Origin of the sequence: Manganibacter manganicus (assembly GCF_002075885.1) — a bacterium.
GTDB classification, from domain to species: Bacteria; Pseudomonadota; Alphaproteobacteria; order Rhizobiales; family Rhizobiaceae; genus Mesorhizobium; species Mesorhizobium manganicum.
This window is the reverse complement of the sequence record NZ_MDET01000015.1, coordinates 7501-21107: the sequence shown is the minus strand read 5'-3', so window position 1 is coordinate 21107 and position 13607 is coordinate 7501. Positions and strand designations below refer to the sequence as shown.

Below are 13607 nucleotides of genomic sequence, written 5' to 3'. Positions count from 1 at the left end.
GATGGCCCGTCAGGCGGCCTTTTCGGCCAGCACCATATAGTTGACGTCCATATCCTTCGAGGGCTGCCAGCGGTCGGCCAGCGGATGATAGACCACGCCGGTGCGGTCGATGACCGCCAGCCCGGCATTGCCGAGCGCACCTTCCAGTTCCTCCGGCCGCACCAGCTTGCCGAACTGATGCGTGCCGCGCGGCAGCCAGCGAAGCACATATTCCGCGCCGATAATGGCCAGCCCCAACGCCTTCATGGTGCGGTTGATGGTGGCGACGAACATGATGCCGCCGGGCTTCACCATCTCGGCGCATTTGCCGATGAACAGTTCGACATCGGCGACATGTTCGACGACCTCCATATTGAGGACGACGTCGAATTTTTCACCGGCTTCGGCCAGCGCCTCTGCCGTGGTGGCGCGGTAATCGACCGTAACCCCGGCCTCCGCGGCATGCAGCTTCGCCACCTCGATATTCGTTTCCGAAGCGTCCGCGCCGACCACTTCGGCGCCCAGCCGCGCCATCGGCTCGCACAAGAGCCCGCCGCCGCAGCCGATGTCCAGAAACCGCAGCCCCTCGAACGGCCGTGCCGCGTGAGCATCGCGGCCGAAGCGTTCGGCCACCTGGTCGCGGATATAGGCAAGCCGCACCGGGTTGAACTTGTGCAGCGGCCGGAATTTGCCGTTCGGGTTCCACCATTCGGCGGCCAGCGCCGAAAATCGCTCCACTTCCGCCGCGTCGATGGTCGTGCGCGTACCCGTCGTCTGTCCGGCGTTTTTTGGTTCGGCGTTTGGCATCGTGTGGCCTCCTTGGAGCGCCGCGCGTTCAAGTGAACGCACGAAGGACGCTCCGACATTTCGATGGCGCATCGGAACGATTCGAAACCGGATTCCGTTTCTCGCTCCCATGCTCCAAGGTTAGGAAGTCGGTTGCGATGGCGTGAAAGTCAACTGGCAATTGACCGGCGACGTCCTGTCGCTTGCACGCTTCCGGGCTTTTGGCTATGGAAACCGCGCTAGCGGCAACCGGCCCGACCGGAGCCACAATCTTTGATTCCCGGCGTTTCGCGCCGATTCCAGACCTGAAGGCGTTTCGCTGCCATGGCGCGCATCGTTATGAAGTTCGGCGGAACGTCCGTCGCCGACCTTTCCCGAATTCATAATGTGGCGCGGCACGTCAAACGCGAGGTCGATGCCGGCCATGAGGTCGCCGTGGTGGTTTCGGCCATGTCGGGCAAGACCAACGAACTGGTCGGCTGGGTCCAGGGCATGCCGAAGGCAACCGGCGCATCGAGCCCGTTCTTCGACGCGCGCGAATACGACGCCATCGTCGCTTCGGGCGAGCAGATCACCTCCGGCCTGCTGGCCGTCGCCTTGCAGTCGATGGGGGTCAATGCCCGCTCTTGGCAGGGCTGGCAGATTCCGATCCGCACCGACCATGCCCATGGCGCGGCGCGCATCAAGGAGATCGACGGATCCTTCCTGATCAAGCGTTTCGGCGAAGGACAGGTGGCCGTGGTGGCCGGTTTTCAGGGCCTGTCGCCGGACAACCGCATCTCTACCCTTGGCCGTGGCGGTTCGGACACCAGCGCCGTGGCCATTGCGGCCGCGGTCAAGGCCGACCGCTGCGACATCTATACCGACGTCGACGGTGTCTACACCACCGATCCGCGTATCGAGCCGAAGGCGCGCCGGCTGGATCGCATTTCCTTCGAGGAAATGCTTGAAATGGCATCGCTCGGTTCCAAGGTTCTTCAGGTGCGCTCGGTCGAAATGGCCATGATCCACAAGGTGCGCACCTTCGTGCGGTCTTCCTTCGTGGACCCGGACGCCCCCGGCATGGGCGATTTTCTCAACCCGCCCGGAACGCTTATTTGCGACGAGGATGAAATCGTGGAACAGCAGGTCGTCACCGGTATCGCATACGCCAAGGACGAGGCGCAGATTTCGCTCCGCCGCGTCGCCGACCGCCCCGGTGTGGCGGCAGGTATTTTCGGCCCGTTGGCCGAGGCCAATATCAATGTCGATATGATCGTGCAGAACATATCCGAGGACGGCAAGTCCACCGACATGACATTCACCGTGCCCTCCGGAGATGTCTCCAAGGCGTTGGCGGTGCTCGAAAAGGTCAGGCAAAGTGTCGGTTTCGACGCCGTTCAGCATGACGACGGGATGGCCAAGATTTCGGTGATCGGCATCGGCATGAGAAGCCATGCCGGCGTCGCGGCAACTGCTTTCAAGGCGCTTTCGGAGAAATCCATCAATATCCGCGCCATCACCACCTCGGAGATCAAAATCTCGATTTTGATCGACGGTCCCTACACGGAACTTGCAGTTCGCACTTTGCATTCCGTTTACGGTCTGGATAAGCAATAATCCAACGACTCGGGTTGTTGCGTTCGTCGGGCACGGTTCTGCCCGGCCGCAAGGTCATTGGAGAAAAGCCGCGATGCGTGACACGGCTGTCGGCCCACGCGTTCTGCTGAAACGGCTCCGCGAGCTCATGCAGGAGCCGCTGGAGCCGCAGGAGCGGCTCGACCGAATCGTGCGCGACATTGCCGCCAACATGGTCGCCGAAGTCTGCTCGCTCTATGTGTTGCGTGCCGACGCCGTACTCGAACTCTATGCCACCGAAGGCCTCAACCCCAATGCGGTGCACCTGGCGCAACTGCGTCTCGGCCAGGGTCTCGTCGGCACGATCGCGGCGGGCGCGCGCCCGCTCAATCTTTCCAACGCGCAGGAACACCCGGCTTTCGCCTATCTGCCGGAGACGGGTGAGGAGGTCTATCAGTCCTTCCTTGGCGTGCCCGTGCTGCGCGCCGGGCGCACGCTCGGCGTGCTGACCGTCCAGAACAAGACCATGCGCAATTATCGCGAGGACGAGGTCGAGGCGCTGGAGACGACCGCCATGGTCATCGCCGAGATGATCGCAACCGGCGATCTGGCGCGGCTGGAGCGGCCAGGGCTGGAACTCGACCTCAAACGGCCGGCGAGTTTCACCGGCCTTGCCTTCAACGATGGCATCGGTCTGGGCCATGTCGTGCTGCATGAGCCGCGCATCGTCGTCACCAACCTGTTCAACGAGGACAGCGAGGAGGAGGTGCGGCGACTGGAATCCTCGGTCAGTTCGCTGCGCCTGTCCATCGACGACATGCTGGAGCGCCGCGACGTCGCCTTCGAGGGCGAGCATCGCGAAGTGCTCGAAGCCTATCGCATGTTCGCCAATGATCGCGGCTGGGTGCGGCGACTGGAGGAGGCGATCCGCAATGGCCTGACGGCGGAGGCGGCGGTCGAAAAGGTGCAGTCGGACATGCGCGCGCGCATGATCCACATGACCGATCCTTATCTGCGCGAGCGCATGAGCGATTTCGACGACCTCGCCAATCGGCTGCTGCGCCAGTTGCTCGGGCGCGGCCCGCAGGATGTTGCCGCCTCCTTACCCAAGGACGCCATCATCGTCGCCCGTTCGATGGGGGCGGCCGAACTGCTCGATTACCCGCGCGACAAGCTGCGCGGCCTGGTTCTGGAAGATGGCGCGGCGACCAGCCATGTGGTGATCGTGGCCCGCGCCATGGGCATTCCCGTCGTCGGCCAGATGAAGGGCGCCGTTTCCATGTCGGAAAACGGCGATGCCATCATCGTCGATGGCGAGGAAGGCACCGCCCATCTCAGGCCGCAGAACGATCTCGAAACCGCCTATGCCGAAAAAGTGAGGTTCAGGGCGCGGCGTCAGGAGCTTTATCGCGAACTGCGCAACAAGCCTTCCGTCACCACTGACGGGGTGCGGGTCGATCTGCTCATCAATGCCGGCCTGTCGGTTGATTTGCCGCAGCTTGCCGAATCGGGCGCCGTCGGCATCGGCCTGTTCCGCACCGAGCTCCAGTTCATGGTGGCGTCGGCCTTCCCGCGCGCCGAGGTGCAGGAAAAGCTCTACCGCGATGTGCTGGAAGCCGCCAGGGGCAAGCCGGTGACGTTCCGTTCCATCGATATCGGCGGCGACAAGGTCCTGCCCTACTTCAAGGATGCTGCGCAGGAAGAGAACCCGGCGCTCGGCTGGCGCGCGATTCGCCTTACCCTTGATAGGCCCGGCCTTTTGCGCACGCAGATTCGTGCGCTCCTGAAGGCGTGCGGCGGGCGTGAATTGAAGCTGATGCTGCCGATGGTCACGGAGCTTGGCGAGATCGCCCAGGCGCGCGAGATCATCGACCGCGAGGTCAGGCACCTTTCACGCTTTGCCCACCATCTGCCGACAAGCCTGAAACTCGGCGCCATGCTGGAAGTGCCCTCGCTGCTGTTCCAACTGGACGAATTGATGCAAGCGGTGGATTTCGTTTCGGTCGGCTCCAACGATCTGTTCCAGTTCGTCATGGCGGTGGATCGTGGCAATACGCGGCTTTCAGACCGCTTCGACCCGCTTTCCACGCCTTTCCTGCGGGTGTTGAAGACCATCGCCGATGCCGGCAGCCGCAATCGCACGCCGGTGACATTGTGCGGCGAACTGGCCGGCAAGCCGATCTCGGCCATGGCGCTGATCGGGCTGGGCTATCGCTCGATTTCCATGTCGGCGGCCTCGATCGGCCCCGTCAAGGCGATGCTCACCGAACTGCCGCTGGCCGAGCTGGAGGCGTTTTTCGAGGACAATCTCGACGCCCCCGTGCAAGGGCTGCCCATGCGGGCGCTTTTGCAGGGCTTTGCCGACGACCGCGGCATTCCGCTTTAGCTTTTGCTTCTGTATAGACGCCATCATGATTGATCTTCCCCGCGACCGCATGGACCAAGTCGTCAAGCGTTTCGACATGCTCGAAGCGCAGATGGCGGCCGGCCCGGCGCCCGACGCCTATGTGAAAATGGCGTCGGAATATGCCGACATTCAGGACATGGTGGCCAGGATCAGGGCCTTGCGCGCCGCCGAGCAGGAGCAGGCCGATCTGGAGGCCATGCTGGCGGACAAAGCGACGGATGCCGAGATGCGGGCGCTGGCCGAGGCCGATCTGCCCGGCGTCGAGGACCGGATCGAGGCGCTGCAAAAGGACATCCAGATTCTTCTGCTGCCCCGAGACGCCGCTGACGACCGCAACGCCATACTGGAAATCCGCGCCGGCACTGGCGGTGACGAAGCGGCCCTGTTCGCGGGCAATCTGTTTCGCATGTATGAGCGCTATGCCGCCGCGCATGGCTGGCGTATCGAGACGGTTTCCGCGTCGGAGGGAGATGCCGGCGGCTATAAGGAAATTATCGCCACCGTTTCGGGCAAGGGCGTGTTCGCGCATCTGAAATTCGAATCCGGCGTGCACCGTGTCCAGCGCGTGCCGGAAACCGAAGCGCAGGGCCGCATCCACACCTCCGCCGCGACCGTGGCCGTGTTGCCGGAGGCCGAGGAGGTCGATATCGAAATCAGGCCGGAGGACATCCGAATCGATACGATGCGCGCTTCAGGTTCCGGCGGCCAGCACGTCAACACCACCGATTCGGCGGTGCGCATCACCCATCTGCCCACCGGCATCATGGTGGTGCAGGCGGAGAAGTCGCAGCATCAGAACCGTGCTCGCGCCATGCAGATCCTGCGCGCCAGGCTCTATGATATGGAGCGCTCGCGCGCCGACGAGGCCCGTTCCGAATCACGCAAGTCGCAGGTCGGTTCCGGCGACCGCTCGGAGCGCATCCGCACCTATAATTTTCCGCAAGGCCGTATAACCGATCATCGCATCAACCTCACGCTCTACAAGCTCGACCGGGTGATGGAGGGCGAACTGGACGAGGTGATCGACGCGCTGATCGCCGATCACCAGTCGAAACTGCTGGCGGATATGAGCGCCGCCGGGTGATGCCGGTGAAGCTGGCAGCGCTTCACCGGGAGGCGAGGGCGAAGCTCGCCGAAGTGGGTATAGCGGAGGCCGCGCTCGACGCCCGCCTGATCGTCGAGCATTTCACCGCCACATCCCGCACCGATGCCATCGCCTCGCCCGATCGCGAGATTGCCGTAGCCGCCGGGCTTGCCGTAAAAAAGGCTATCGCCCGCCGCCTCGCCGGTGAGCCGGTGCATCGCATCCTCGGCTTCCGCGAATTCTACGGGCTGAAGTTGGCGCTTTCGCCAGAGACGCTGGAGCCGCGCCCCGATACCGAGACGCTGGTCGATGCACTTTTGCCGTTTGTCCGAGCGGCCGCAAAACGCGCTGGCGAGTGCCGCATTCTCGACCTTGGCACGGGTACCGGGGCGATTGCATTGGCTTTGCTTGCAACAATAGACTCAACAATGGCCGACGGGGTCGATATCTCCGACGGCGCGTTGGCCGCAGCCGCGGGAAATGCCGCCAGGCTGGGGTTTTCCGGGCGTTTTCGGGCAATAAGGTCCGACTGGTTTGCCGAAATTTCCGGCCGTTACCATGTAATCGTCTCGAATCCGCCCTATATTGCAACCAACATTATCGCGGGCCTGCAAGCGGAGGTGCGCAATTTCGATCCGCATCGGGCTTTGGACGGCGGCCCGGATGGGCTGGGTGCCTACAGATCGATTGCAAAAGGGGCGAAAACGCATTTGCTGGATGAGGGTGTCGTCGCCGTCGAAATCGGAAGCACGCAGAAGCGTGACGTGAGTGCTGTGTTCGAACAGGCCGGTTTTGCCTTGTTGCAGGCCGCTGGTGATCTTGGTGGAAATGATCGCGTGCTGATATTCGCCACGCAGAACCGCAGCTAGGCTGCGGCGAAAAAATACTTGGCAAGCCTTGGGAATACGGATAGGGTCGCTGTAACCGGATGAACGAAGCAGGCAGTGCTCTTAGCGATTCGGTTCCCTCGGATATAACTGCCTTCTTGTGCAAGCCAATGCCCAGGCTTCGTGTGGGGTTGTCCGGCCAGCGATGTAACCGCAACAGGATAATACGTGGCGCCAACGCAATCGATGCGGGCGAGCACCGGCGAAACAGCGAAACGGCAGGCCGCGCGGGCGCCGCTGTTCGTGCAGGATTTTTCAAGATTTCAAAACTGAAGAGAGTCTGATGAGGCCACAACAGCAGAACAGGCGCATGCGCGGTCGCAACAATGGCGGCGGCAACAATAACAACCGCAAAGGGCCTAATCCGCTCAACCGCAATTATGAAAGCAACGGTCCCGATGTGAAGATCCGCGGATCGGCCCAGCAGATTGCAGAAAAATACGCCACGCTCGCTCGCGACGCGATGAGTTCCGGCGATCGGGTGATCGCCGAGAATTATCTCCAGCACGCCGAACATTACAATCGCATTATTGCGGCCGCCCAGGCACAGATGCCGATCCAGCAGGTCCAGCACCGCAACGACGATTTCGATGACGATCTCGACGATTCCGAGAGTAGCGGCGATGAAACTCAGGCTCCGGCGACAGGCCATGGTGCCGGCCCGCAACCCGTCATTGAAGGCACGCCCGCCGAAATCGCGCTGAACGGTGATGACGGGTCCAGCAACAACAACAATCGCAATGGCCGCAGAAACGGCAATTTTCGCCAAAACCGCCAGGGCAGCGAGCGCGCCGCCCGCGATGAACATAATGGCACCGGTGAGACGTCGGTTAAGGCAGTGGAGACCGATCTACGGCCAGCCGCGAAACCAGAGGAGGCTGCGCCCTCGCCGGTTGCCGAAAATCTTTCACCGGCTGATCTTGCTGCTCGGGTTGAGCGCAATGAGAGCGGCGAAGAAGCATCTGCGCCGCGCGCTACGCGCCGCCCACGCCGTCCACGTGCCAAGCCGGACCAGAGCGAGGGTGCCGGTGCTGAAGCCGCGCCTGTCGAGGTCGGCGAAGGCTGAAGACGTAATTTCAGGATTTTCGACGCAACGGCAGGAGTTTCTCCTGCCGTTTGCTTTTTGGGCCTGCGAAATTTTATGCCCTGCAAACAGCGGCTCACTTGAGGGAAGACCCTTCGCGCCCCATATTTAGCCAGAGTTGAGCACGGCTTGAATGAGCGGGCTCGTCACCGCAATCTGATCCGGTGCTGCAAAGCAGGCCGGGTCGGCAAGGAGACAGATATGAACTTGGAAAAATATTCGGAGAGGGTTCAGGGTTTTATTCAATCGGCCCAGCAATATGCCCTCAATCGCAACAACCAGCAATTCACGCCGGAGCATATCCTCAAGGCGCTGATTGACGATGATGAAGGGTTTTCAGCGTCTTTGATCGAACGTGCTGGCGGACGTCCGCGCGATGTGGAATTGGGCGTCGACGCCGCGCTCGAATCCCAGCCTCGCGTCGAGGGTGGGAATGGCCAGCTCTATCTGGCGCAGCCATTGGCCAAAGTGTTTTCCACGGCTGAGGATCTGGCCAAGAAGGCGGGTGACAGCTTCGTTACTGTCGAGCGTCTGTTGCAGGCGCTTGCCATGGAAAAGTCTGCCAAGACGGCGGATATCCTGGCCAAGGCCGGCGTCACGGCGCAGGCTTTGAACGAGGCGATCAACGATATCCGTAAAGGGCGCACTGCCGATTCCGCTTCCGCCGAGCAGGGTTACGATGCGTTGAAGAAGTATGCGCGCGACCTGACGGCGGATGCGCGCTCGGGCAGGCTCGATCCTGTCATCGGCCGTGACGACGAGATCCGTCGTACCATTCAGGTGCTGTCACGACGTACGAAAAACAATCCTGTCCTCATCGGCGAGCCCGGCGTCGGCAAGACTGCGATTGCAGAGGGCCTGGCGCTGCGTATTGTCAATGGCGACGTTCCCGAAAGTCTCAAGGACAAGCAGTTGATGGCGCTCGACATGGGTGCGTTGATTGCGGGCGCGAAATATCGTGGCGAGTTCGAGGAGCGGCTGAAGGCCGTACTGTCGGAAGTCACGGCCGCCGCCGGTGGCATTATTCTGTTCATCGATGAGATGCACACGCTGGTTGGCGCCGGCAAGGCCGATGGCGCGATGGACGCATCCAATCTGCTCAAGCCCGCGCTGGCGCGGGGGGAATTGCATTGCGTCGGTGCCACCACACTGGACGAATACCGCAAATATATCGAGAAGGACGCCGCGCTTGCCCGCCGCTTCCAGCCGGTCTTCGTCGAGGAGTCGACGGTTGAGGACACGATCTCCATCCTGCGCGGCATCAAGGAGAAGTACGAGCAACATCATAAGGTGCGCATCTCCGACTCGGCGCTGGTCGCAGCGGCGACGCTGTCGAACCGCTATATCGCCGACCGGTTTTTACCCGACAAGGCGATCGACCTGGTGGATGAAGCCGCATCGCGACTGAGGATGCAGGTCGATTCCAAACCTGAATCGCTGGACGAAATCGATCGCCGCATCATGCAGCTCAAGATCGAGCGTGAGGCATTGAAGGCTGAAAATGATGAGGCATCGAAGGATCGGCTGGCCAAGCTGGAAAAAGAGCTTGTCGGGTTGGAAGAAGAATCCGACGCGCTGACTGCGAAATGGCAGGCGGAAAAACAGAAGCTGGGGCTTGCCGCCGATTTGAAGAAGCAATTGGACGATGCTCGCAACGAGTTGGCGATTGCCCAGCGCAAGGGTGAATTCCAGCGCGCCGGTGAGCTTGCCTATGGCAAGATTCCGGAACTGGAGAAGAAGCTGGTCGAGGCGGAAGCCAAGGATCAGGACGGCAAGGCTGGCATGGTCCAGGAAACGGTGACGCCCGACAATATCGCTCATATTGTCTCGCGCTGGACCGGCATCCCGGTCGACAAAATGCTGGAAGGCGAGCGCGACAAGCTGTTGCGGATGGAGGATGAACTTGCCAAACGTGTCGTCGGTCAGGGCGAGGCGGTGCAGGCGGTGTCCAAGGCCGTGCGCCGTGCCCGCGCCGGCTTGCAGGACCCGAACCGGCCGATTGGCTCGTTCATGTTCCTCGGCCCCACCGGCGTTGGCAAGACCGAACTCACCAAGGCGCTGGCCGGTTTCCTGTTCGACGACGACAACGCGGTGCTGCGCATCGACATGTCGGAGTTCATGGAGAAGCACTCGGTCGCCCGCCTCATCGGCGCGCCTCCCGGCTATGTCGGCTATGAGGAGGGCGGCGCCTTGACGGAGGCTGTTCGCCGCCGCCCCTACCAGGTGATCCTGTTTGACGAGATCGAGAAGGCACATCCGGACGTGTTCAACGTGTTGTTGCAGGTGCTGGACGACGGTCGTCTGACCGACGGCCAGGGCCGCACGGTCGACTTCCGCAATTCGCTTATCGTCATGACCTCGAACCTCGGTTCGGAATTTTTGGTCAATCTCACCGAGGATCAGGATGTCGATCTGGTGCGCGACGACGTGATGAGCATCGTGCGTGGCCATTTCAGGCCGGAATTCCTGAACCGGGTGGATGAAATCATCCTGTTCCACCGGCTGCGCCGACAGGACATGGACAAGATCGTCGAGATCCAGCTCAAACGTCTGGAATCGCTGCTGGCCGACCGCAAGATCACGCTCGACCTTGATGGCGACGCGATCGAGTGGCTGGCGGGGAAGGGCTACGACCCTGCCTACGGCGCGCGACCGCTCAAGCGTGTCATACAGAAGGAGTTGCAGGACCCGCTGGCCGAGAAAATCCTGATGGGCGACGTCAAGGACGGCTCGATCGTGAAGGTGACGGCCGGTTCCGACCGCCTGAACTTCCGCTCCAAGCCGACAGCAGTGGACCAGGCGGAAGAGGCTGCGTAAAATCGGGTTGGCTGGGTTACGAATAAATGGCCGTGGCGACACGGCCATTTTCATGCCCGGTTCATGTTGGAACCTTATCCAGACTGGTTGGTTGGATCATCCGGCCAGACGGAGTCGGCTCCAGGCGGGGCAAGAACAAGTGAATCGGAGCATTTGGCCACGATGAAGCGCATGTCGCTGTTCATTTCGGTTTTTGGGGCGGCTTTGGCTGCGGTTTTGTCGGGCACGATGGCGCATGCTACCCTGAAGGAAGAGCAGACAAATACTGTGGGTGGTTCTTCCACGATGTCCGGCGGACAGAGCGCGCTGCTGGTTGCCCAGAATGGCGATTACCAGATTTTCTACGACGGCAATGGCAATCGGGTGATCGTCGATGCCGGTACCGGCAGGGTCGTTGCCGTCCAGCCGCCGGGTGCACGCCGCGACCGCCGTGCGCTCCGCCGCCAGCAGATGCAACGCGGTTACGACGATTATTATCTCGATGATCCACGCGAAGCGGCTCGTTACCGTCGCTTACAGATGGAGGCCGAGCGCGGCGTGATCGCTCCCCCGTCTGATAGCTATGATCCTTACGGCTATCCGGCTGAATCGTTTCCGCCGCCCGCCGATGACGATTACTTCGATCCATATCCGGAACAGCCGTCTGCCGGGCAACCTGAAATAGCTCCTCGCAGTCAACCGATCGAGCGCAAGCCGTTGGATGAAGCTGCGATTGCACCGCCGCAATCGCAGGGTTCCATCGAGACGCAACCTAGGTCAGCCGATCCGCGTCTTCCGGAGGGCAGCGCCAAGGTAGACCCTTCCCTTTCGCTCGGCACACGTAGTGATGTTGCAACTCTGCAAGTTTTGCTTGATCGGGTCGGAGCGTCGCCGGGCGTCATCGATGGCCGCTTCGGCTCCAACGTCGACAAGGCCTTGCAGGCTTATCGAGGACTGACCGGCACCATGCTGCGCTCGACGGATACTGCCGCTATCAAGGAAGCCTTGGCAAAAACCGGAGGCGATGCCTTTGCCACCTATACAATTACGCCGCAGGACGTAGCCGGACCCTATGTTGCCTCGATCCCCACAGACTACAGTGTCAAGGCTACGCTGGAGCGTCTGGGCTATACATCTGTTGCTGAAGCATTGGCCGAGCGCTTCCATATGGACGAAGGCTATCTTAAGGCCCTCAATCCCGGAATCAATTTCGACCGGCCGGGCACCATCATTAGGGTTGCCAATTTTGGCCGGTTGGTTTCCACACAAGTTGCTCGCATCGTCGCCGACAAAGGGCAGAAACAGGTTCGCGCCTATGACGCCTCAGGCAAGTTGGTGGCGGCCTATCCGGCGACCATCGGTTCGAGCGACACGCCTTCTCCCTCAGGCACTCACGCCGTGACGCGTATCGCATTCAATCCCAACTATACCTACAACCCGAAAATAAATTTCAAACAGGGCGAAAACGACAAGGTGCTGACCATTCCGCCGGGGCCGAACGGACCAGTCGGCACCGTATGGATTGCGCTCGACAAGCCGACCTACGGCATCCATGGCACGCCGGATCCTTCCAAGATCGGCAAGACCGCCAGCCATGGCTGTGTGCGCCTTACCAATTGGGATGCCACCGAGCTTGCCAAGCTTGTGAAGCCGGGCGTGGTTGTGGAGTTTGTGGACTGAGGCAAACGGCGCCCGCCGCTCCCTCGTCGCCCGCTGCCATCTTATCCCTCAGCCTTGGCGCTGGCGACCTTCAACGAATCGCTTTCCTGTTGCTTGAGCAGGTCGTCGATGCGTTCACGCTCACGTTTGAAGACGATAAGATCGTCGCCCTGCAAGGTCTTGCCGACGGGGAGGCGCACACGCATCGGATCGACCTTGGTGCCGTTGACGATCAACTCGTAGTGCAGATGCGGCCCGGTTGCCAGGCCAGTCTGTCCGAGATAGCCGATAACCTGCCCTTGGCGCACCTTAACTCCGGGCTTGATGCCTTTCGCAAAGGCGCTCTGGTGGTTGTAGGACGTTTCGTAGCCATTGGCATGCTTGATGATGATCTGCTTGCCATAGCCGCCGGCCCAGCCGACCTTCTCGACGACACCGTTTCCCGCCGCGATGATCGGCGTACCGACTGGGGCGGCCCAGTCGACACCGGTGTGCATGCGCACATAACCGAGGATCGGATGCCGGCGAGCCCCGAAGCCGGAGCGGAATTTGCCGGCCGGTAACGGATTGCGCAGCAGGAACTGTTCGGCGCTGCGTCCGTCCTTGTCGAAATAATCTACGCCACCATCCGGTAGTTGATACCGGTACAGGGTACGGGTCGTCGCGCCAATGGTGGCCGAGATATAAAGAAGCTGTGAATTCTGCGTGGCCTTATCGTCGCCGTCGGGTTTCGAAAACAACACTTCCAGGCGATCGCTGGGCGTCAGGCGCGATTGGAAATCGACGTTGGACGCCAGCAGTTTGATGATTTGCCGCGTCATCTGTGATGACAGCCCGTAGGAATAGGCAGCGCGATAAATGCCGTCATAAATATTGGGGAGATTGCCGCGCACGACCGGCGGCGGCGAATCGTCGAAGGCTGTCAGCAATTCGGGGTTAGGTGCCGGCTCCTGCGCCGGAACATATTGTCCGTCATCATCGAGTGCGATGGTGACGATGTGTTTGGTCTTGTCGTAAACGCCGGTTCGGACGATCCTGGCCACATCGTCGCGAATTTCGAGACCTACCCTGAGCACGGTGCCGGCCTTCAGGGCAGACGCGTTGAGCAGCTTACCGATCGCCTCTGCCATGCCGGTCGCATCAGGCCCGGTATACCCGGCGGCAGCCAAGGCGTCCGTAATGTTGCGGTCGCTGGTGAAAGCGATGATCTCCTCGGCAAAGCCGGGAGCCTGATCCAAAGCGTCCATATCTGTGCGTGGGGCGACGGAGACGTTTTCCGGCACGATCTTGACTCCGTAGGAGCCGGCCAGGCTTTGCGCGAGCTGGTCGCCGAAGCGTTGTGGATCGATATAGTGAAGCGCGGCCACC

At 61.3% G+C, this 13607-nt stretch carries 9 protein-coding genes (1 of these 9 running past the window's edge); 7 read left to right on the top strand and 2 right to left on the bottom strand.

Annotated features, from left to right (window positions below; all coding sequences use genetic code 11):
• Positions 1-9 precede the first annotated feature (9 nt).
• Positions 10-786 carry a bifunctional 2-polyprenyl-6-hydroxyphenol methylase/3-demethylubiquinol 3-O-methyltransferase UbiG gene (ubiG, locus tag BFN67_RS11385; RefSeq protein ID WP_080919771.1) on the bottom strand — a complete coding sequence of 259 codons (777 nt, stop codon included), beginning with the start codon at positions 784-786 and terminating at the stop codon, positions 10-12.
• A gap of 303 nt (positions 787-1089) precedes the next feature.
• Between ubiG and BFN67_RS11380 the strand changes: the two genes are divergently transcribed.
• From BFN67_RS11380 to BFN67_RS11350, 7 genes are all read left to right on the top strand, one after another.
• On the top strand, positions 1090-2364 hold the full coding sequence (locus BFN67_RS11380) for an aspartate kinase (protein ID WP_080919736.1): 1275 nt from the start codon (positions 1090-1092) through the stop codon (positions 2362-2364).
• 73 nt (positions 2365-2437) lie between these two features.
• Entirely contained in the window at positions 2438-4708 is a 2271-nt protein-coding gene (gene ptsP, locus BFN67_RS11375) for a phosphoenolpyruvate--protein phosphotransferase (RefSeq protein WP_080919735.1), read from the top strand.
• Positions 4709-4733: 25 nt separating this feature from the next.
• On the top strand, positions 4734-5813 hold the full coding sequence (prfA, locus tag BFN67_RS11370) for a peptide chain release factor 1 (protein ID WP_080919734.1): 1080 nt from the start codon (positions 4734-4736) through the stop codon (positions 5811-5813).
• Positions 5813-6682, top strand: coding sequence for a peptide chain release factor N(5)-glutamine methyltransferase (gene prmC / locus BFN67_RS11365; RefSeq protein ID WP_080919733.1), 870 nt, complete (start codon positions 5813-5815; stop codon positions 6680-6682). Before prfA ends, prmC begins: the two co-directional genes overlap by 1 nt.
• Before the next feature lie 301 nt (positions 6683-6983).
• Positions 6984-7766 carry a DUF4167 domain-containing protein gene (locus BFN67_RS11360; protein ID WP_080919732.1) on the top strand — a complete coding sequence of 261 codons (783 nt, stop codon included), beginning with the start codon at positions 6984-6986 and terminating at the stop codon, positions 7764-7766.
• A gap of 219 nt (positions 7767-7985) precedes the next feature.
• A complete protein-coding gene (gene clpB, locus BFN67_RS11355; protein WP_080919770.1) occupies positions 7986-10601 on the top strand; it encodes an ATP-dependent chaperone ClpB in 2616 nt (871 codons plus the stop codon).
• A gap of 171 nt (positions 10602-10772) precedes the next feature.
• Positions 10773-12260, top strand: coding sequence for a L,D-transpeptidase family protein (locus BFN67_RS11350; RefSeq protein WP_192856812.1), 1488 nt, complete (start codon positions 10773-10775; stop codon positions 12258-12260).
• A gap of 41 nt (positions 12261-12301) precedes the next feature.
• Here BFN67_RS11350 and BFN67_RS11345 read toward each other — a convergent pair whose 3' ends face one another.
• Positions 12302-13607, bottom strand: the 3' portion of a protein-coding gene (locus BFN67_RS11345) for a M23 family metallopeptidase (RefSeq protein ID WP_080919731.1). The gene runs 656 nt beyond the window's last position; only the last 1306 of its 1962 coding nucleotides appear in the window; its start codon lies beyond the right edge, outside the window; the stop codon is at positions 12302-12304.

Excerpts from the sequence above, each read along its gene's own strand:
- BFN67_RS11360 (WP_080919732.1), top strand. The coding sequence starts at position 6,984 with ATGAGGCCACAACAGCAGAACAGGCGCATGCGCGGTCGCAACAATGGC.
- prmC (WP_080919733.1), top strand. The coding sequence starts at position 5,813 with ATGCCGGTGAAGCTGGCAGCGCTTCACCGGGAGGCGAGGGCGAAGCTC.
- BFN67_RS11380 (WP_080919736.1), top strand. The coding sequence starts at position 1,090 with ATGGCGCGCATCGTTATGAAGTTCGGCGGAACGTCCGTCGCCGACCTT.
- clpB (WP_080919770.1), top strand. The coding sequence starts at position 7,986 with ATGAACTTGGAAAAATATTCGGAGAGGGTTCAGGGTTTTATTCAATCG.
- ubiG (WP_080919771.1), bottom strand. The coding sequence starts at position 786 with ATGCCAAACGCCGAACCAAAAAACGCCGGACAGACGACGGGTACGCGC.
- ptsP (WP_080919735.1), top strand. The coding sequence starts at position 2,438 with ATGCGTGACACGGCTGTCGGCCCACGCGTTCTGCTGAAACGGCTCCGC.
- prfA (WP_080919734.1), top strand. The coding sequence starts at position 4,734 with ATGATTGATCTTCCCCGCGACCGCATGGACCAAGTCGTCAAGCGTTTC.
- BFN67_RS11350 (WP_192856812.1), top strand. The coding sequence starts at position 10,773 with ATGTCGCTGTTCATTTCGGTTTTTGGGGCGGCTTTGGCTGCGGTTTTG.